General features: G+C 71.0%; 17 protein-coding genes. All 17 read left to right on the top strand.

Annotation, left to right across the window (positions count from 1 at the left end):
* A complete protein-coding gene (locus ABD204_RS05165) occupies nucleotides 1-1,257 on the top strand; it encodes an aspartate aminotransferase family protein (RefSeq protein ID WP_194423595.1) in 1,257 nt (418 codons plus the stop codon).
* A gap of 11 nt (nucleotides 1,258-1,268) precedes the next feature.
* Nucleotides 1,269-2,636 (top strand): amidohydrolase family protein, encoded by a 1,368-nt coding sequence (locus ABD204_RS05170; protein WP_322597510.1) that lies wholly within the window; start codon nucleotides 1,269-1,271, stop codon nucleotides 2,634-2,636.
* Entirely contained in the window at nucleotides 2,633-4,210 is a 1,578-nt protein-coding gene (locus ABD204_RS05175) for a phytoene desaturase family protein (protein ID WP_194423597.1), read from the top strand. The genes ABD204_RS05170 and ABD204_RS05175 overlap by 4 nt, the downstream gene beginning before the upstream one ends.
* A gap of 25 nt (nucleotides 4,211-4,235) precedes the next feature.
* A complete protein-coding gene (locus ABD204_RS05180) occupies nucleotides 4,236-5,234 on the top strand; it encodes a methyltransferase (protein WP_194423598.1) in 999 nt (332 codons plus the stop codon).
* A gap of 2 nt (nucleotides 5,235-5,236) precedes the next feature.
* Nucleotides 5,237-6,154, top strand: coding sequence for a GntR family transcriptional regulator (locus tag ABD204_RS05185; RefSeq protein ID WP_241747910.1), 918 nt, complete (start codon nucleotides 5,237-5,239; stop codon nucleotides 6,152-6,154).
* Nucleotides 6,151-7,143 (top strand): ABC transporter substrate-binding protein, encoded by a 993-nt coding sequence (locus ABD204_RS05190; protein ID WP_194423600.1) that lies wholly within the window; start codon nucleotides 6,151-6,153, stop codon nucleotides 7,141-7,143. The genes ABD204_RS05185 and ABD204_RS05190 overlap by 4 nt, the downstream gene beginning before the upstream one ends.
* A 144-nt stretch (nucleotides 7,144-7,287) precedes the next feature.
* Nucleotides 7,288-8,721 carry a 4-hydroxyphenylacetate 3-hydroxylase family protein gene (locus ABD204_RS05195; protein ID WP_241747911.1) on the top strand — a complete coding sequence of 478 codons (1,434 nt, stop codon included), beginning with the start codon at nucleotides 7,288-7,290 and terminating at the stop codon, nucleotides 8,719-8,721.
* Complete coding sequence (locus ABD204_RS05200; protein ID WP_194423602.1) at nucleotides 8,714-9,370, top strand: GntR family transcriptional regulator; 657 nt, start codon at nucleotides 8,714-8,716, stop codon at nucleotides 9,368-9,370. The genes ABD204_RS05195 and ABD204_RS05200 overlap by 8 nt, the downstream gene beginning before the upstream one ends.
* Entirely contained in the window at nucleotides 9,367-10,545 is a 1,179-nt protein-coding gene (locus ABD204_RS05205) for an amidase (protein ID WP_194423603.1), read from the top strand. The genes ABD204_RS05200 and ABD204_RS05205 overlap by 4 nt, the downstream gene beginning before the upstream one ends.
* On the top strand, nucleotides 10,542-11,420 hold the full coding sequence (locus ABD204_RS05210; protein ID WP_194423604.1) for a polysaccharide deacetylase family protein: 879 nt from the start codon (nucleotides 10,542-10,544) through the stop codon (nucleotides 11,418-11,420). Before ABD204_RS05205 ends, ABD204_RS05210 begins: the two co-directional genes overlap by 4 nt.
* The gene (locus ABD204_RS05215; RefSeq protein ID WP_194423605.1) at nucleotides 11,417-12,736 is read left to right on the top strand and encodes an amidase family protein; all 1,320 of its coding nucleotides are present in this window, start codon (nucleotides 11,417-11,419) and stop codon (nucleotides 12,734-12,736) included. Before ABD204_RS05210 ends, ABD204_RS05215 begins: the two co-directional genes overlap by 4 nt.
* Nucleotides 12,733-14,169: an MmgE/PrpD family protein gene (locus tag ABD204_RS05220; RefSeq protein ID WP_194423606.1), complete on the top strand. Its 1,437-nt coding sequence runs from the start codon at nucleotides 12,733-12,735 to the stop codon at nucleotides 14,167-14,169. The genes ABD204_RS05215 and ABD204_RS05220 overlap by 4 nt, the downstream gene beginning before the upstream one ends.
* The gene (locus ABD204_RS05225; protein ID WP_194423607.1) at nucleotides 14,166-15,590 is read left to right on the top strand and encodes an FAD-dependent oxidoreductase; all 1,425 of its coding nucleotides are present in this window, start codon (nucleotides 14,166-14,168) and stop codon (nucleotides 15,588-15,590) included. Before ABD204_RS05220 ends, ABD204_RS05225 begins: the two co-directional genes overlap by 4 nt.
* A complete protein-coding gene (locus tag ABD204_RS05230) occupies nucleotides 15,583-16,488 on the top strand; it encodes a polysaccharide deacetylase family protein (protein ID WP_194423608.1) in 906 nt (301 codons plus the stop codon). The genes ABD204_RS05225 and ABD204_RS05230 overlap by 8 nt, the downstream gene beginning before the upstream one ends.
* Complete coding sequence (locus tag ABD204_RS05235; protein WP_194423609.1) at nucleotides 16,485-17,996, top strand: amidohydrolase family protein; 1,512 nt, start codon at nucleotides 16,485-16,487, stop codon at nucleotides 17,994-17,996. Before ABD204_RS05230 ends, ABD204_RS05235 begins: the two co-directional genes overlap by 4 nt.
* A gap of 223 nt (nucleotides 17,997-18,219) precedes the next feature.
* On the top strand, nucleotides 18,220-19,695 hold the full coding sequence (locus ABD204_RS05240; RefSeq protein WP_194423610.1) for an FAD-binding oxidoreductase: 1,476 nt from the start codon (nucleotides 18,220-18,222) through the stop codon (nucleotides 19,693-19,695).
* A 59-nt stretch (nucleotides 19,696-19,754) separates the two neighbouring features.
* On the top strand, nucleotides 19,755-20,648 hold the full coding sequence (locus ABD204_RS05245) for a sugar phosphate isomerase/epimerase family protein (RefSeq protein ID WP_194423611.1): 894 nt from the start codon (nucleotides 19,755-19,757) through the stop codon (nucleotides 20,646-20,648).
* Nucleotides 20,649-20,674 lie beyond the last annotated feature (26 nt).

A 20,674-nucleotide genomic window follows, 5' to 3' on the forward strand; every position in this document is an offset into this window, starting at 1 on the left:
ATGGGCGATACGACCCCCCTCGACGACGCGAGCATCGACTCCTATCGCGACCGGTTCGCGCGGCATCTGTCGCAGACCGTGCCCGGGCGCAAGGAGTTCGTCGTGGCCCGCGCACACGGCTGCACCCTCACCGCCGCGGACGGGCGCGACTACCTCGACATGACCTCCGGCATCGCCGTGGCCAACGTCGGACACACCCACCCCGACGTGGTGGCCGCCATCACCGAGCAGGCCGGGCGCTACGCGCACGTGAACGTGTACGGGCGTTTCGTCATCCCCGAACAGGTGGAGATGGTCGAGCGCATCACCTCGGTGACCGCGCCGGGACTGGATGTCGCCTACCTCACCTCCAGCGGCGCCGAGTCGACCGAGGGTGCGCTCAAACTCGCCCGCAAGTACACCGGACGACCGAAGTTCGTCGCCTTCGAGCGTTCGTACCACGGCCGCACGCTCGGCGCGCTGTCGGTGAGCTGGCGCGAGGAGTGGCGGCGACCCTTCGAACCCCTCCTGCCGGAGGTCGAGTTCGTGCCCTTCGGCGACCTCGACGCCGCCGCGGCGGCCATCGACGAGCGCACCGCCGCCGTCATCGTCGAACCCATCCAGGGTGAAGGCGGGATCCGGGTGCCCGACGACGACTTCCTTCCCGGCCTCCGGGCACTGGCCGACCGTTCCGGGGCCCTCCTGATCGTCGACGAGGTGCAGGGCGGTATGGGGCGTTCGGGGAAGTGGTTCTCCCACCAGCACTGGGATGTCGTGCCCGACATCATCACGATGGCCAAGGCCGTCGGCGGGGGGCTGCCGCTGGGCGCGATCGTGTCGACCTCGGAGATCTTCGACACCTTCGTCGACCCGCCGCTGTCGCACCTGACGACGATGGGCGGGAATCCGATGTCGTGCGCCGCCGGCATCGCGGCCTTCGACGTCATGGTGCGCGATGGGCTCGTCGAGGCGTCCGCGCGACGCGGGGAACACCTGCGTGCGCGCATGAGCGAGGTGCAGGCGGAGTACCCGGAACGCATCGTCGACGTGCGGGGGCGCGGGCTGTGGTGCGCGTTCGAGGTCGCCGGGGACGGAAACGCCGTCGCCGGTGCGCTGCAGGAGCGCGGCGTGCTCGTCGGATCGGTGCTCAACTCCGCCGGGACCGTGCGCGTGACCCCGCCGCTGGTGGTGACCGAGGCCGAGATCGATCGGTTCGCCGCCACACTGCGGGAAGTCATCGCCGCCGGGATCGGCATCAGTGCGGGTGGGGTCGCGTGATGAACCCGCCGATGCGCGAAGACGTCGTGATCCGGGCCGCGTGGGTGCTGACCGCGGCGGCACCCGGTGCGGTGCGCGACGGTGCGGTGCGCATCCGCGAGGGCGCCGTGGTCGATGTGGGACCGGCGGCGGATGTCATCGCGCGCGCACCAGAGGTCCCGGTCGTCGGCGACGGGACCGGGATCGTGGCCCCCGGTTGGGTCAACACCCACACCCACCTCTCGGAGGCCCTCGCGACCGGTATGGGGTCCGAACTGACGCTGTTCGAGTGGGGCCAGCACATCGTCGGCCCGGTCGGCGATGTGATCACCGCCGAGGACGCCGCCGAGGGTACCGCGTTGCGGGCGGTGGAGCTCCTGCTCAGCGGGGTCACGTGCGTGAACGACATGTTCGTCCACGCCAACCGCGGATCGTTCGCCAGCCTCGGTGTGGTCGAGGGGCTCGAACGGGCGGGGCTGCGCGGGGTGGTCTCGTTCGGCGCGGAGGACCTCGCCGACCCCGATGCCGGCCCCTGGGGCGAGGTCGAGGAGATCCTCGACGAGCATCACGCGCTGCACGCGGCGGCCGCGGCCACGGAGCTTGTGACCTTCCGCTACGGCATCGGCACGCTGCTCGGACAGAGCGACGCCCTCCTCGCCGCCGGGGTCGACGCGTGCGAACGCGGCGGATGGTCGGTCCACACCCACCTGGCCGAGACCCGCGAGGAGCTGGTCACCGCGGCGGGACGGTGGGGACGCCGGACGATCCCGCACGCCGAGCATCTCGGGGTGCTCGGTCGGCCGGTCATCGCCGGACACGCCGTGTGGGTCACCGCCCCCGATATCGACCTCCTTGCCCGACGGGAGGTGGCCGTCGCGCACAACCCGGTCGCCAACATGATCCTCGGGTCCGGCGTGTGCCCCGTCTCGGCGTTGCGCCGCGAGGGTATCGCGGTCGGCATCGGAACCGACGGTGCCGCCTCCAACGATTCTCAGGACATGCTCCAGGCGGTCAAGTCGGCCGCGCTGTTGCAGAAGGTGCATGCCCTGGACCCGAGCGTCATCGACGCGCGGACCGTGTTCGAGATGGCCACCATCGACGGAGCCCGGGCGCTCGGTCTGTCGCACCTGGTGGGCAGTATCGAACCGGGCAAGCGGGCCGACGTGGTCCTCTACCAGGACACCGTCGATGTGTCCGTGCTGCACGATCCCTACGGTCAGCTCGTCTACGGGGCCTCGCCTCGGTCGGTGGCGGCGGTGTGGGTCGACGGACGGCGTGTCGTCGACGACCACCGCTGCGTGAGCGTCGACGAGGTCGCGCAGATCGCGCGCAGCCGTCCGCTGGCACGCCACATCGCGCGCGACAGCCGGCTCGCCCGCGAGGGGAGGTCGGTGCTGTGAGCGGTTCGTCCGATGCCACCCGCGTCGCCGTCGTCGGCGGCGGACACAACGGCCTGGTCGCCGCCGTGCTGCTCGCCCGCGCGGGATGCGAGGTCACCGTCCTCGAACAGGCCGCCGAGGTCGGCGGGTGCCTGTGGACCCAGCGCACGCCGTCGGGTGTCGTGATCGAACGCGGCGCCATCGACCACGGCGGGATGCGGGCGATCGCGGGCGAGCTCGGGTTGGAGCGGTTCGGTCTGACGTGGCGGGAGCGCGAGCTGCTGTCGGCGTTCCGCGTCGACGGTGAGGACCGCCTGTTCACCGCCGACGCCGCGCAGACCGCCGACGGACTCGGCGCCGACCGTGACCGGTACCTCGCCCTCGTCTCGCGGGCCCGCATGCTCTTCGACGCCGTCGACATGTTCGCGCAGCCACCGACACCGACGAGCTTGGCCGCGATGCTGTCGTCGCTGCGCGGAGGCGACGACCTGTTCCGCACCGTCCTGATGTCGGCCGAACGCGTCATCGCGGACGGTCTCGACGATCCGCGCACCCGCGCGGCGCTCGGACTGTACGCCGCCCACAGTCAACTGCCGCCGTGGGCCCCCGGCAGCGGGGCGATGGGGCTCCTCCTTCCCGCCGGTCACGGCGAGCCGGGCGTCCGTCCGGTCGGCGGGTCCCGAGCGCTCGCGGACGCCCTGCGCGCCGCGCTGGAGGCGGCCGGCGGCCACGTGCGTGTAGAAGCCTCGGTGACCGCGATGACCCAGACCCGGGATGGTGTGCGCGTGGACACCTCCGACGGCGAGGGCGTCGTCGTCGACCGTGTCGTGTCCTCCCTCGACCTCGGGCGCACCACCGCGCTGCTCGATCGCGTCCCCGACGCGACGGCGGCCTCGGCGCGCACCCTGGTGTCGGGCTCGTTCAACGTCGCCGAGATGACCCTCTCGATCGCCCGACCCGGGGCCGGTCCCCGACTGCCCGGTGGTGACGAGGCGATCACCTTCGTCCAGGCCGGACTGGACGATCTGCGCCGCGGGTTCGGGGACATCGTCGCCGGACGCGCGCCGCGACGCCCGTGGGCGATGGTCACCGGTGTCGACCAGGACGGCGGCCCCGGCAGTGCGACGTGGATCAGCACCGTGGTGCCGCTGCGGCGCGCATCCGGAGCCTGGACCGAACGCGCCGAGGAGCGCGCGGCGCAGTCTGTGATCGAGACGGTGTCGTCGCAGCTGGATGTCGACCTGGCCGGCGAGGGGGCCGAGGTGACCGTGACCGGCCCGCGCACATGGATGCAACGCATCGGCGGCACCGGCAACCCGAACCACATCGATCTGACCCTCGACCAGATGTTCGGGTGGCGACCGCCGGGGGCCGCCGGGCACCGCACCGAGGTGCCCTGGCTGTACCTCACCGGCGCCGGCACCCCGCCCGGCGGTGGCCTGTCCGGGGTCTCGGGGCGTGCCGCGGCCACGGCACTGCTGCACGACCTCGACGCCCGCCCGTCGGCGGGGGCGCGGCTACGCTCCGTCGCGGGGGAGGTCGGAGGGCTGTGGTCGGCGATGAAGACGTACCTGCAGATGAGGCGCGGCGCGTGAGCGTGCGCAGAGGGGAGGGGTCGCGATGACCGAGGGGACCGAGGACGGGATGGACGCCTACGGCGTGCTCGACGCCGTCACCGCCTACCAGCGCTCCGCGGTGATCGCCACCGCCGTGCGTGTCGACGTGTTCGGCGCGATCGGCGAGGCGGCGATGACCGCCTCCGCCGTCGCGCGTGTGTGCGGTACGGCCGAGGCGCCGACCCGCACGCTGTTGGACGCGCTGGCGGACATGTCGCTTCTCGCACGAGACGGTTCCGGCACCGCGCCGACCTACCGACGGCGCGGTGCCGCCGCCCAGCTGGCCCGCGGTGGCGCCCTGAGCGACCTGGCCGCCAAGGAGGACTACCTGGCGGGGCAGTGGCAGCGACTGGACGAGACGGTCCGGACCGGGGCACCGACGATCCCCTCCTGGCGGCGACGACTCGAAGACGACCCGGCATCCTCCCGCACGTTCCTGCGTGCACTGGTCACCCTCGCGCGGATGATCGGCGCCGACCTGACCGGCATCGCCGAGCTCGGCGCCGGTCGCGCCGTCGTCGATGCCGGCGGCGGGCTGGGATCGTATGCGGTCCCGCTCGCGGACCACGGCGCACACGTGCGACTGGTCGAGCTGCCTCAGGTCGCCGCTTGGTGCCGCGACGAGTTGGCCGCGCGCGCGGACATCGAGGTCGTCGCGGCCGACATGCTCACGGTGCCCGCCCTGGGTGTCGCGCCGGGTTCGGCCGACACCGTGCTGATGTCGCATCTCCTGCACGATCTCGACGACGCCGACGTCCGCACGGTCCTGGCCGGCGCCCGTGACGCGCTGCGCCCCGGGGGTGCCGTGGTGGTCCTCGAGATCCCCGGAGACGCGCCGGCACCGCTCGGCGCGATGTTCGACCTCATGATGCAGATCGAGACGCCCGGTCGCGCCCGCCGCGCCGGCGAGGTGGCCGAGCTGTTGCGCGAGGCCGGCTTCGACCGGGTCCGGGACGGCGGGGTCGCCGCACCGAACCTCGTTCTGGTGGGGGAGCGGGGGTGACCATGCCTTTGGAGCCCATGGGGGTCGACGACGTCTACCGCATCATCCTGGACCGCATCGGCGCCGGCGACTACGCCCGTGGGTCGCGTCTGCCCTCGTGTCGTCGCCTGGCGGGCGAGCTCGGTTCGAACCCGTCCACGGTCGACCGTGCGGTGCGACGCCTGGCCGAGATGGGTCTCGTGCGGACTGTCCCGCGAACCGGTACGTACGTCGCGACCGTCGGCACGCCGGTGGTGGACTCACGCGGCGAGATCGGTGACGAGATCCGTCGGGTGCTGCGGCGGGCCTGGCGCTCGGGTGTCCCCCTCGAGGAGATCCGCGCCCTCATCGCCGACGCGGTCGACGAGCTCGAGGTGGCTCCGCGCATCGCCTTCGTGGAGTGCAACAGACGCGACCTGCAGCACATGCATTCGCTGGTGCGGCGGGAGTCGGGGTTCGAGATGCAGCCGGTCCTGCTCGCCGACGCGTGGGGTCGCACCCTCGATGACGAGTTCGACATCGTCACGACGCCGGTGTTCCACCTCAACGACCTCAGCGATGTCGTGTCGGACTTCGACAACGTCGTCGAGATCACCTTCGTCGCCTCGCAGTCGGCGCTGCGCCAACTCGTGAACCTGCGCCATGCGCGGCGCCTCGTGGTGGCCGCGCCCACGGCGAGGGGCGTGTCGTGGATGGCCGCCGTGGTCGGTCAGTACTTCTCGGGTCCGATCGAGCATTTCCACATCGGCGTCGACGACTCGTCGAGGCTCGAGGGGGTGGACGTGGTCGTCGTCAACAACGCCGCCCGATTGCCGGACGGCTGGGAAGGGCGCATCCCCAACGTCGTCCCCATCGAGTGGGAGCTCGATCCGCGGTTCGCGACCTCGTTCAAAGAACGCATCGGCGCGCGACTGGCGCGCCGCAGAAAGGCTGTGTCATGACGCTCACGATAGGACTGTCCCGCATGGATCGGGTCCGCCCGCTCGCCGACGGGCGCGTCCGGGTCGGGTCACCCGAGACCCCCGTCGACGTCGAGGTGTCGTTGCTGCCGACCCAGGCGCTGTTCAACCAGCAGCTCGTCGACCACACCTTCGACTGCGTCGAGCTGCCGATCGCGACGTTCGTCCGCCTCATGGAGGAGGGCGATGAGAACCCCTACGTCGCCTTGCCGGTGTTCCCCTCGCGGCACTTCCGCCTCTCGTGCGTATTCGTCAACGCCGATGCCGGCATCTCCTCCCCGGCCGACCTCGCGGGTCGACGGGTCGGGGTGCCGGTGTTCGACATGGCCGCCGCGGTCTGGCTGCGCGGCATCCTGCAGGATCACTACGGTCTCGACCGCGTCGCGCCGGTGTACGTCACCGGCGGTCTCGAGCAGGCCCGGGCGGGGGAGGAGCACCCGCAGTTCTACCCGCCGCAGTTCACCGTGGAGCGGCGCGGCGACGCCTCGCTCGCGCAGCTACTCGCCGACGGCGAGATCGACGCCCTCTACACCGCGCGGGCCCCGTCCACGTGGCCCTCCGATCGCGTCACGCGCCTGTTCGAGCGCCCGCAGGAGGAGGAGCTGGGGTATTTCCGCCGAACCGGCATCTTCCCGCCCATGCACCTCGTGGGCGTCAAGCGGCACATCGCCGAGGCGTCGCCGGAGCTCATCCCCCAGCTGTACCGCGCGTTCCGCGACGCGCAGGATCTCGCCCGCGCCGACCTGTGGGACTCGACGGCCCTGTCGACGATGTTGCCGTGGCAGTTGGAGTCGCTGCGCGAGTCGGAGGACCTGATGGGTGGCGACCCGTGGCCGATGGGCTTCGCGGCGAACCGGCACACGGTGGCGACGCTGCTGGACTACCTGCGGCGCGACCGGCTCATCGAGCAGGACTTTTCGCCCGAGGAAGTCTTCGCGGGCCCGGCGCAGGACTTCCTCCTCGCAACCTGAGCCACGCAGATTGTCGACAAAACGTGCTCGACATCTCTGCCGAAATCCGCGAAAAATCCCGTGCTTCGAGGTGATACTCCGCTGTAACACCGAAGAAACACGGCCGCCCTACGCTCAGATTGTCAACAATCGAAAGAGGTGGCAATGCGCACCGGTCAGGAATACCTCGACGCGCTCTCGGACGGACGCGACATCCGGGTGGACGGTCGACGGGTCGAGAACGTGGCGGTCGACCCGGCCTTCACCGGGGTCGCGCAGACGACCGCCGCGCTCTACGACCAGGCGCTGCGCTCCGAGAGTCGACTCCTCGACCCGGAGACCGGTCGCCACCTGATCTACGCGATCCCCCGAACGTCCGAGGCCAGCGACGCCCGACGAGCCGCGCTCGAGGAGTGGTCGGAGGCGACCCACGGTTTCATCGGACGCGGAGCCGACCACGTGTCGGGTCTCCTCGCCGGGTTCGCGAGCAAGCCCGAGCTGTTCCACGACACCGAGCGCCCGCACAGCGGCAAGGTGGTGGAATTCCACGAGTACGCCGCGTCGCGCTCCCTGTGGATCACCAACGCCATCGTCCCTCCGCAGGCCAACCCCGCCGACCCCACGTCCCACGTGCGGCCCGTGGAGGTCGTCGACGAGGGCCCCGAGGGAATCGTCGTCGACGGTGCCCAGATGCTCGCCAGTGGGGGTGCGGTCGCGGACGAGCTGTTCGTCACGTGCGTGCGTCCGCTCGCACCGGGGGAGGAACGCCGCGCGCTGTCCTTCGTGGTGCCGTTGAACGCCCCGGGTCTTCGCCTGATCTCGCGGCGGCCCTACGCCACGCTCGGATCGCCCTTCGACTATCCCCTCGCCGCGCGGTTCGACGAATCCGACGCGATGGTGACCTTCGACCAGGTCGTCATCCCGTGGGAGCGCGTGTTCCTGGTCGGGGACCGCGCCGGACTGCAGGCGCAGTTCTTCGACACCGCCGCGCACCAGCTCGGCAACATCCAGGCGATCATCCGACTGTCGGCCAAGCTCCGGTTCATCACCGGGCTCGCCTCGCTCGCCGCCAAGGCGAACGGGCGCGAGAAGTCCGAATCGGTGCGCAATGCCGTGGCCGACATCTCGATGATCGCGACCACGATCGAGGCCTTCGTCGAATCGGCGTACGCCCGGGCGAAAGTCGACGATGTCGGCGTCGTGCGCCCCGACGGCCAATTCCTCTACGCCGCGCTCGGGATGCAGACCGACGTCTACCCCCGCGCGATCAAGCTGCTCGGTGAACTGGTCGGTGGCGGTGTGATCCAGCTCCCCGCCTCGGTCGCGGACCTGCGCGATCCCACCGAGCGGGCGTCCATGCAGCGCCTGATGGGGTCGGGGGAGAACGGCCTCGACGAGCGGGTGAAGCTGTTCAAGCTCGTCTGGGATGCGGTCGGCACGGAGTTCGCCGGCCGGCACGTGCAATACGAGCGGTTCTACTCCGGATCCCCCGCCGTGGTGAAGAACTACGCGCACCGCAACTATCCGTTCGCGCGGGCCGAGTCCGATGTGCGGGACTTCCTGGCCGGCTACGACCTCGAGGACGAGGCCCGTGACTGACACCGTGGCCGTCGGGCGCCCCGCGATCGTGCGTCACCAGCTGGAGCGGCTCATCACCTCGGGTGAACTCGCACCGGGCGACCGCATGGCAGAGGTCCAGCTCGCCGAGCGGCTCGGGGTCAGCCGCGGCCCTGTGCGGGAGGCGATCACCGCCCTCGCCCGCGACGGACTGGTGGTGCAGTATCCGAACCGGGGTGCGTTCGTGCGCACCGTGAGCGAAGATGACGCCCGCCACCTCTACGAGGTGCGCTCCGCCCTGTTCGGGCTGGCCTGCCAGCTCGCGGCCACCCGGCGGCAGGCCACCGCCGAGATCGAGCTGCGCGATCTGCTGGCTTCGATGCGCGCGGCCTTCGAGCGCGACGACTCCGAGGCGTACTACGAACTCAACCGCGCTTTCCACCGCGCGCTGCTGACCGCCTCGGGCAATCCGCGCCTGCTGCGACAGTACGAGGCGATCTCCCGGGAGATCAGCCTGTTCCGCGCCCGTGCGTTGACGGTGAGCGAGAACGTCGCGTCGTCGCTCGAGGAGCACGAGGCGATCGCGGCGGCGGTCATCGACGGGGATGCCGAAGCGGCCCGCCGCCGGGCCGCCGACCACATCGTCGGCGGTCTCCGTCGGCACCTGAGGGAGAGCACGGTCGGACGATGATCCATGACGGCTCCTACTTCAGCCCCGGCGGGCAGTTCACGCTCACCGAAGTCGACGACGGTCCCCTGCGGGGTGTCACCGTGGCCGTGAAGGACCTCTACGACGTCGCCGGCCGGGTCACCGGCGCCGGCAACCCAGCGCTGACCTTCGACGGGTCACCGGCGCGCTCGCACGCCGTCGCCGTCTCGCGGCTCCTGTCGGCGGGTGCGACGGTGATGGGCAAGACCGCCACCGACGAACTGGCCGCGGGGATGTTCGGGGTCAACTCCCACTTCGGGACCCCGTGGAACCCCGCCGCGCTGGACCGCGTTCCCGGGGGGTCCTCCAGCGGAGCGGCATCGGCGGTCGCCGCCGGAGACGCCGCGCTCGGACTGGGTACCGACACCGGCGGGTCGGTACGCACCCCCGCGTCGTTCTGCGGACTGTTCGGTCTGCGTACCACGCACGGCCGCATCCCGTTGGAGGGAGTGCGTCCGATGGCGCCCGGCTTCGACACCGTCTCCCTGCTCGCACGCCGCACCGACGTGATCGCGGCGGCGCTGGAGGCGCTCGTGGACACGTCGGCCGCACCGCGGCACATCACGCGTCTGATCGTCGCGGAGGACCTGCTCGCACCCGCCGATCCCGACACCGTGGCGCTCGTGCACCGCACCGCGGCACGATGGTCGCGGCTGTGGGGACTCGAGCTCGAGACCCGACGGGTCTGTCCGGAGGGCGTGACCCCCGCCGACCTCGTGGACACGTTCTGGCCACTGATGAGCCGGCAGCTGTGGGAGAGCAACGGGGAGTGGGTGCTCACCGAGGACCCGCCGCTCGGTGAGGGCATCCGTGATCGCATCCTCGCCGCCGGGCAGGTCGACGACGCGCAGGTCGCCGTCGCCGACACGGCGCGCCACGCGCTCGCGAACGCGCTGTCGGACCACATGGAGGACGCCCTGCTGGTGCTTCCGACCGCGGTCGGTCCGGCGCCGCTGCGGACCGCGTCGTTCGACGAGCTCATGGACTACCGCACACGCAACCTCCCCCTGGTCGTTCCGGCGTCGCTGTGCGCGATGCCGCAGCTGTCGGTCCCGACCGGGATCGTCGACGGCGCCCCCGTGGGGGTGTCGCTGCTGGGGATGCCCGGCGACGACGAGGTGCTGCTGCGATGGGCCACACGACGGGGAGCGGCGTGACCGCCCCGCGCCGCGCCCCCGCGGCATTCGAGATGGCCGCAGCGGGCACCGCCCTGGCGCCGCTGGAGGGGGCGTCGATCCTCGTGCCCTTCGTCGTCAACGTCGAGCACTGGAGCCTCGATGCGCCGATGCCGCGCGCCGTGCTGCCGCCGCCGCACGGGATGACGGTGGTTCCCGACGTGGCCAATCACTCCTGGGTCCTCTACGGGCTCCGTGCCGGACTGCACCGCGTCGCGCAGGCTCTGGCCCCCCTCGGGGGACGGGTCTCCGCGGCGGTGAACTCCGCCGTCGTACCCGAGTACCCCGCTGCCGCCGACCTCATCGAGCGTGAAGGTTGGGAGGTGCTCGCCCACGGGGTGCGGCAGCAGAGCGTGCACGGTGTCCCCGACGAACGGGCGGCCATCGCGCAGGCGATCGACCAGCTGTCGTCCCGCTTCGGTCGCCGCCCACGAGGGTGGCTGAGCCCGGGCATGAACCAGACCGACGACACGCTGCGCCTGCAGGCGGAGGCCGGTATCGAGTACTCCCACGACTGGATGATCGACGACCGGCCGGTCTGGCTCGACGCCGGGCCCCGCCGCATGCTCGGACTGCCGTACACCGTCGAGAACAACGACGTCACCGTCTACCAGGTGCAGCACCAGCCCGACGGTGCCCTGCTGGCCCGGGTCGAACGGACCCTGACGCGGCTACGTGCCGAGGCGCCCCGGGGCGCGGTGGTCATGCCGATCGGACTGCATCCGCACATCGTCGGGGTGCCGCACCGCATCGCCGAGCTCGAGCGGATCGTCGACCTCATCATGCAGACCCCGGAGTGCCGCCCGGTCACATCCGCCGAGATGGCCGCGTGGTACCGCGCACAGGTGCCGGCGTGAGCGTCGCGCACCAGCGCGCCGTGCTGCGACCGTGGACCGGGCCGACCGGGGCGACGCGCTATGCGCGGGAGAGCGCCGAGCGCATCGACCGGTACGAGCCGGAGGTGCGCGCGTTCACCCATCACGACACCGCACGCCTGCGGACCGTCGAGGACGACCGAGGCGGCGCACTGGGCGGGATGCCGGTCGCGGTCAAGGAGATCATCGACAGCGCCGACCACCCCACCGAGTGGGGGTCCGCCCGTGCGCGCGGACGTCGCCCGGCCCGCAACGCCGATGTCGTGCAGCGTCTCGTCGACGCCGGCGCCACCGTGGTGGGGATGACCACGAGCACGCCCTTCGCGTGCGGCACGACCACGCCCACGCGGAACCCGCACGCCCTGGGGCACACCCCGGGCGGCAGCTCCGCCGGATCCGGTGCCGCGGTGGGGGCGGGATTCGTGCCGGTGGCGCTGGCCACCCAGACCGGTGCCTCCACGATCCGACCCGCCTCCTACTGCGGGGCCTACGGGCTCAAACCCACCCACGGACGCTATCCGATGGGCGGTGTGCATCCGGTCGCCGAGACCCTCGACGACGTCGGTCTCATCGCCGCATCCTTGCAGGACATCGACCGGGTCGACGCCGTCCTCACCGGTCACGCCGCCCCGGATCCGAGGCCGCTCCTTGCCGAACTGCGGATCGGCTGGGTCGTGCTCGACGGCGGGGACGAGGCCGGCCCGGCCGCGTGGCACGCGCTCGAACTCGCGCGTCGACGACTGGCCGACGCCGGGGCGCGCCCGCTCACCGGCGCGGCGGACGACGCGCTCGCCGCATTCCAGAGCCTCGTCCCGGGGTCGACCGAGCGCATGTTCGACCTGTTCGCGGCCCAGGCCGCACGCCACATCTCCCCTCACCTGGCACCCCCGGACCCCGAGACGGACCCCCGTCTGACCGAACTGGTCAGACGGGCCGGCTCGCTCACGGACGCACAGATCACCGAGGCGCACGAGCTCCGGCGGCGACTGCGCGAGGCCCACGCCCGGCTCGCCGGTGCCGTCGACGTGGTGGCGACCCTCTCGACGACCGGGCCCGCGCCGGTCGGCCACGCGCGCACCGGCAGCCGCACCATGCCGGCGACCGCCAGCTACCTCGGTATCCCCTCGGTCTCGCTGCCCGTCCTCGCGGTCGACGGTCTGCCGTTGGGACTGCAACTGCTCGGCGCCGACGGCGAGGACCGTCGCCTGCTCGCCGCGGCCCACACCATCGATTCCGCCCTGCGGGGCGACCCGTTCCCCCTTTCCGCACGCACCGACAGACAAGGATCCACCTCATGACCTCCCCTGTTTCCTTCACCCCGACGATCGACCCGACCAAGGGCGTCGACCTCACGGCGGAAGCGGCTCGTTTCGTCCTCGACACCGAGGCCTCGAGCGTGCCCGACCGGGTCGGGGACCTGGCCCGCGCGTCGATCCTCGACGGTCTCGGGTTGGCGCTGTCGGGATCGGTCGCCGAATCCGGCGAGATCGTGCACGACTACCTCGCCGCCACGGGCGTCACCGGGAGCGGCGAGACCACCGTGATCGGCACGGGGCTCCGTGCCGCCCCGCGCTTCGCCGCCTTCGCCAACGGCGTCGCCATCCACGCCGACGATTATGACGACACGCAACTCGCCGTCGCCGAGGACCGCGTCTACGGCCTCCTCACCCACCCCACCGCCCCGGTACTCCCCTCGGCGTTGGCGGTGTCGGAGCAGCTCGGGCTCTCCGGCGCCGACATGCTCATGGCCTACCTGGTCGGCGTCGACCTGGAGTGCAAGATCGCCGAGGCGATCTCGCCCCGCCACTACCAGCACGGGTTCCACGCGACCGCGACATGCGGCACCTTCGGGTCCGCCGCCGCCGCGAGCCGCCTGCGGGGGCTCACCGTCGAGCAGACCCAGCGTGCCCTGTCGATCGCCGGCAGCCAGTCGGCGGGCCTGCGCGAGAACTTCGGCACCATGACCAAGCCGTTCCACGCCGGCCGCTCGTCCGAATCGGGGGTCGTGGCCACCGACTTCGCCCGCGCCGGCTGGAGCGCCAGCCCGGAGATCCTCGAGGCTCCGCGCGGCTTCTTCCAGGCCGCCGGTGGCGGGTACGACGAGGGCGCCATCCGCGGCACCCTGGGGTCGCCGTGGACCTTCGACAGCCCCGGGGTGTCGATCAAGCCCCATCCCTCCGGCTCGCTCACCCACCCCGGCATGACCGAGATGCTGCGCCTGATCCACGCACACGACATCCGCATGGAGGACGTGGTCCGTGTGCGCGTGGGGACCAACCACAACATGCCCAACGCCCTCATCCACCACCGTCCCGTGAACGAGCTGCAGGCCAAGTTCTCGATGGAGTTCTGCATGGCGATCCTGCTGCTGGAGCGCCGCGCCGGACTCAACGAGTTCACCGACGAGGTCGTCCTGCGCCCCGACGTCCAGGAGGCGCTGGGCAAGGTGGAGTTCGGTGTGCACCCGGAGGCGGAGGCGGACGGCTACGCGAAGATGACCACGATCATCGACATCGAGCTGACCGACGGCCGCACGGTGTCCGGACGCGCCGCCTTCGGCAAGGGGAGCCCCGCCGATCCGATGGACTACTCGGAGGTCGCGGCGAAGTTCCACGAGTGCGCCGAGTTCGCGTCGTGGGACCGTGGGCGGGCGCAGGCGATCGTCGACATGGTCGCCGACATCCAGAGCGTCGCGGACGTGCGCGACCTGACCGCGCTCCTGCAGCGGTGAGCGCCGACGATCGACTGCGGCGCCTCGAAGCCGAGGTGGCCCGCGACATCGCGCTGACCTCCTACCCGACCCCGGAGTGGGTGCGTTCACGGTCGACCCCCGACCGTCGCGTGCTCGACGTGCTCATCATCGGCGCGGGTCAGGCCGGGCTCGCGCTCGCGTTCGCCCTCCGGCGCCGCGCCGTCACCGAGGTCGAAGTGTGGGACGAGGCGGAGGAGGGGCGTGAGGGGCCGTGGGTCACCTACGCCAAGATGCGGACGTTGCGCACCCCCAAGCACCTGACCGGACCCGACCAGGGGGTGCCGTCGCTGACCCCCGAGGCCTGGTACCGCGCACGCTACGGGGACACGGCGTGGGAGCAGCTGCGGTTCATCCCGAAGGAGCACTGGCAGGAGTATCTCGGCTGGTTCCGTCGGGTCACCGCCGCGCCCGTGCGCAACGGGGTGCGCGCGACCGGTATCCGACCCGACGGCGACCTCATGGAGGTGCGGGCGGTCGGTCCGGACGGGGAGATCGGACGGACCTGGGCGCGCCGCGTCATCCTCGCGACGGGGATGGCCGGCAACGGCCGGTGGAGCGTCCCCGGCATCATCGCCGAGAACCTGCCCGAGGACCGGTACGACCACACCGGCGCCCCGCTGGACACCGAGACCCTGCGTGGCAAGCGCATCGGCGTGCTCGGTGGCGGCGCCTCGGCCTTCGACTACGCCGGCGAGGCGCTGGAGACGGGGGCGCACAGCGTCGACCTCTTCTACCGACGCGCCGAGATCCCCCGGGTCAACCCGTTCCGTTGGATGGAGTTCTACGCCTTCGGGGCACACTTCCCCGACCTGTCGGACGATGACAAGTGGCGGTTCACGGCCCGCTTCCAGCAGACGAACCAGCCGGTGCCGCAGTACACCTGGGACCGGTGTGCACGGTTCGCGCAGTTCTCCTGGCACGTCTCATCGCCCTGGGAGTCCGTCGCCCTCGTCGATGGCGAGATCGAGGTCCGCACCCCGACCGGGACGTTCCGGTTCGACCATGTCATCGCCGGCACCGGGCCCTCGGTCGAACTCGAGGTGCGGCCCGAGCTGGCCGAGCTCGCACCGCGGATCGCGCGCTGGCGCGATCGTTACCAGGCGCCCGACGAGTGGAAGGACGACGCGCTGGCCGAGTACCCCTATCTCGGGTCCGGGTTCGAGTTCCTCCCGCGCGATCCCGCCGACGCCTGGGTCTCGCGCGTCTACGATTTCACCTACGGTGCGCGGCTGTCGATGGGATTGAACGGGAACATGAACTCTGGACTCGGTGCCGGCGCGAGGCGCCTCGGCGACGCCGTCAGCCGATCCCTGTTCGTCGAGGACGCCGATGCCTTCTTCGACAGCTACCGCGCGTACGACACCCCCGAACTGGTGGAGGTGGGGCGGCCCGATGCGTGACCTCGTCGGCTACGGACCCGACCGCCCCGATCCTCGATGGCCGGAGGGTGCGCGTGTCGCGCTGAACCTCACGGTGAACTACGAGGCCGGTGCGGAGGAGTCCGTCCCCGACGGCTTCGCGCACAGCGAGGCACCTCTGACCGACGGTGTGCCCGCCGGCGCCGACGTGCCCGGGCGGGATCTCGCCGCGGAGTCGCTGATGGCCTACGGTGCACGCGTCGGGGTGTGGCGGGTGCTCCGCCTGCTCGAGGAGCGCGGGATGGTCGGGACCCTGTCGGCGTGTGCGGTGGCGCTCGAACGCAATCCCGCCGTCGCGGAACGCTTCCGCGCGGCGGGGTTCGATCTGCTCGGGCACGGTTGGCGTTTCACACGCCACTACCTGCTGGACGAGGAGACGGAGCGATCGCACCTGCGCCGTGCCATGGCCTCCTTCGAGGGAACCTGGGGTGACATCCCGGACGGGTGGTACTGCAGATACGGGCCGAGTCTGGCCACCCGGCGATTGTTGGTCGAACACGGCGTCGGATACGACTCCGACGCGTACGACGACGAGCTGCCGTACTGGACCCCGGTCGCCGGCCGCCCCCACCTCGTCGTCCCGCACACCTTCTCCAACAACGACAACAAGTACGCCAAAGGGTGGTGGGGGACCTCCGAGGACGCCTTCACCTATCTGAGGGACGCGTTCGATCTGATGTACGCGGAAGGCGCGCACAGTCCCGGGATGATGATGGTCAGCATCCACCCGCGGCTCAGCGGACATCCGGCGCGGGCCGCGGGCCTGGCCCGGTTCCTCGACCACGTGCAGACTCACTCCGGCGTGTGGATCACCACGCGCGCCGCGATCGCCGAGCACTGGCGCACCGAGCACCCCGCTCCGTCAGGCGGCTCGCGATGACCGATCGGCGTCGCCTGATCGTGCACGGGGGAGCGGTGCTCTCCTCCGACGCCGAGCAGGTCGTCCACGCCGACCTGTTGATCGAAGACGGGATGATCGCCCAGATCCGCGACCGCGGCCACGGTGAGGACCCGTTCGCCGGGGTCGACGCGGCGCGCCTGGATGCGCGACGACGCCTCGTCGCGCCGGGTTTCGTGAACGGGCACACCCACTCGCACACCGGCATCCTCGGCGGCATCGCCCGGGACTGGACGTTGGAACACTCGCTGATCAACGGCCCGTGGACCGGCGCGGAGCGCTCGGTCGAGCTCACCCGCATCAGCGCGCTCCTGGTGGCCACCGAGCTGGTCGCCTCGGGCTGCACGGCACTGTTCGACCTGGTGTACCGCTTCCCCGATGTCGACGCGGACGGCTTCCTCGCCACGGCCGAGGCCTACCGCGACGTCGGCGTGCGCGCGACCCTCGCGCCGATGGTGGCCGACCGCTCGCTGTACGAGGCGCTGCCCGCGCTCGCCTCCTGCGGCCACCCCGCGACCGCGGCGGCGTCCAGCCTGCCCGCCGCGGCGGACATCATCGCGGCATGTGCCGGTCTGATCGAGCGCTGGCCCCACGATCGGACGATGCTCGCCCCCGCGGTGGCACCGACGATTCCCGCACACTGCTCGGACGAGCTGCTCGCCGGGCTGGACCGTCTCGCGCGGGAAACGGGGGTGCGCCTGCACATGCACCTGGCCGAATCCAAGCCGCAGGCCCGCGCGGGCGCGCAACGCTACGGACGCTCGATCACGGCGGAGCTCGATGCGCGCGGCATGCTGCGGCCCGGGGTGACGGTCGCGCACGCGGTGTGGATCGACGGTGCCGACGCGCGGCTGCTGGCCACCGGTGGTGTGGACGTCGTGACGGTGCCCGGCAGCAACATGCGGCTCGGCTCGGGGCTGCAGGATTCCCGTGCGCTGGTGGAGGCCGGTGCGACGCTGGCCGTGGGCACCGATGGTGCGAACTCCGCCGACGCGTTGGACATGCTGCACGCCGTGCAACTGACGTCGTCGGTGAGTCACGTGTTCGATCGTCCCGCGCACGAGTGGCTCACCCCCGGCGAGGTGTTGCGGGCCGCGACCGCGGGAGGCGCCGCGGCCGTGGGGCTCGGTGAGGTGACCGGGCGCATCGCCCCGGGTTACGCCGCGGATCTCGTCTTCTGGGACCTCGGCGCCGCGGCTTTCACCCCGGGGATCGACCTCGTGAACCAGATCGTGACCGCCGCGCGCGCCGGGGACGTGCGCACGGTCATGGTCGGCGGGCGCATCGTGGTCGACGACGGGGTGGTCACCGGCGTCGACGTGTCCCGACTGCGGGACCGTGCGGCCGAGCTGTGCGAGGAGTACTTCGCCGCCGCGACGCCCCGCCGCGCCGCGGCGGGGGAGGTCGCGGCGGCGGCACGGGATGTTCTCGCCGCCCAGCGGCGCCTCCCCTGGACCCCGGAGCGACTGCTGCCGGCCTCCTCCGACTGAGCGGTCGCCCCCTCCCGTCGCCCCTCGGTGAACAACACAGGAGAAGTCGGCGGCGCCGCACGCCCGAGGGCGGTGTAAGGCCGTCCGGCGGCCGGATCTCCTGTCGAGTTCACGCGGAGAAAAGGGGGTGTTGACCTCGGGCGCGCTCGTGTACTAGCTTGAATACAGCTTCGGATACAAGGTGGAATTCGAACCTGACGAAGTCCCGAACAAAGGAGTTGAGGTGACGGATCGGTCAAGCGCGGCGCGAGTGAGCGGCGAGGCGTTCCTGCAGGGCCAGGTCGTGCGGGAGCTGGAAGCGGCCGTCGGCCGCGAGCGGGTGAGCGTCGAGGACGCCGATCTCCAGGCCCAGGCGGCCGACTGGTCGTGGTCGTCGAAGTACATCCAATACGCCGGTCTCCGGCTGCCCTCGGCGGACGTGATGGTCAAGCCCGCCACGACCGCGGAGGTCGAGGAGGTCGTGCGGATCGCATCGGAGTACCGCATGCCCGTCGTCCCGCGCGGTGGGGGATCCGGCACGCAGGGTGGGACCCTGGCGGTCTACGGCGGCATCGCCCTGGATCTCACCGATCTCGACGACATCGTCGAGATCGACGAGCAGAGCCTGACGGTCACCGTCGGCGCCGGCATCGACGGCCCGACCCTCGAGGCCGAGCTCAACACGCACGGGCTCACACTCGCGCACTATCCCGGTTCCTACCACCTCGGTGCGACCATCGGCGGCTTCATCGCCGCCCGCGGATCCGGGGTCGTATCCACGAAGTACGGCAAGGCCGAAGACCAGGTCCTGCAGGTCAAGGCCGTCGTGCCGCCCGGCGCCACGGTGGAGACCCTCCGGGTCCCCAGTCACGCGGCCGGCCCCGACCTGCTCCAGAGCTTCGTCGGATCCGAGGGCACCCTCGGGGTGATCACCGAGGCCACGCTGCGGGTGGATCCGCTGCCCGAGGCGCGCGGATTCCTCTCCTTCAGCTTCCCCGACATCTTCACCGGCATGGAGGCCGGGCGCCGCATCATGACGAACCGGCTGCGGCCGGCGGTCATCCGGCTCTACGACGAGGCCGACAGCGTCAAGCTCAAAGACTGGGTCGGCACGCCGTTCACCGGCACGCTCATGGTCGTCATGTGCGACGGCGCGCAAGAGCTCGTCGATTACGAGACCCGGGCGATCACCGAACTGGTCGAGGCCGCCGGCGGCACTTCGCACGGTCCCGACGTGGGCCGCATCTGGTGGGAGGGCAAGTACGAGCCCTACGCCAAGGGAAAGCTGCCCCAGCCGCCGTTGATGTACGGCACCTTCGATCAGGTCGCGAGGTTCTCGGACCTGCCCGCCATCTACCGGGCAAAGAAGAAGATCGTCGAGGAGGAGTTCGCCGAGTACGGCGCCCGCTATACGGCGCACCTGTCGCACTGGTACGACTGGGGAGCGATGCTCTACGACCGCTTCTACGTCGACGAACCGCCCGCCGACCCCGTGGAGGCCATGCGCCTGCACGATCGGCTGTGGGACGCCGGCATCCTGGAGGGCATCGCGCACGGCGCCGTGCTCAACGACCACCACGGAGTCGGCATCAAGCTCGGCCGATTCATGCACAAGCAGTACGGCGAAGGCTTCCGGCTGCTCAAGGCGCAGAAGGACGCGTGGGATCCCGATGGGATCATGAACCCGGGAAAACTGGGGTTCGGGCCGCCGCGCCGCTGACCTGCGCACCACGCGACACATCCGCACGACCGCAACCGACACTCAAGGGAGAGAGAACGATGCACCTGTCCATGCACAACTGGATGCGCCAAGAGCCGATCGAGACGACGATCGCCCGTCTGGCGAAGTACGGCTACAAGAGCATCGAGATCAGTGGGGAGCCCGAGAAGTACGACGCCAAGCACGTGCGTGGGCTGCTCGACCACTACGGTCTCGACTGCTGGGGGGCGGTGACCCTCATGGTCGACAAGCGCAACATGCAGTCGGCCGACGAGGCGATGCGCGCCTCGAGCGTGCAGTACGTCAAGGACTGCATCCAAATGGTCAGCGACCTGGGCGGTCAGATCCTGACCTACGTCCCCGGAACCGTCGGAAAGGTCGTCCCGGACTCCACGCCCGAGAACGAATGGCAGTGGCTGGTCGAGGGCACCAAGGAGATCTACGACTTCGCCGAGCAGAAGGGCATCCGCGTCGGTGTCGAGCCGCTGAACCGCTTCGAGTCCTACCTGATCACCCGTGCCGAGCAGGCGTTGGCGCTGTGCGACGCCGTCGGCCCGAACCTCGGCGTCGTGCTCGACGCGTTCCACGTGAACATCGAGGAGAGCAACATCTACGACGCGTTCCGGCTCGTCGGTGACAAGCTCGTCGACGTCCATGTGGCCGAGAACAACCGGATGCCCGCCGGCCACGGCGACTACGACTGGAACGAGTTCGTCGGCGTCCTCCGCGAGATCGGATACGACGGCGCTCTCACGGCCGAGTTCGTCGCCCCGGTCGACCGGACCCCGGCCAACAAGTACCCCAACGCGTTGGAGACGAACTTCGACAACCTCGAGATCGACGAGGAGCAGCTGAAGTTCATCATCGACCACGGTTCGTCGATCCTCACCGAGGAGTACTACGACTGGCTCGTCAAGGAGAACTCCGACACCCTGTTGCCGCTGACGAAGTAGCCATCCATCCCTCACCTCTGCAACGG

It is taken from the genome of Microbacterium aquimaris (genome assembly GCF_039531285.1).
Classification (GTDB): Bacteria; Actinomycetota; Actinomycetes; order Actinomycetales; family Microbacteriaceae; genus Microbacterium; species Microbacterium aquimaris.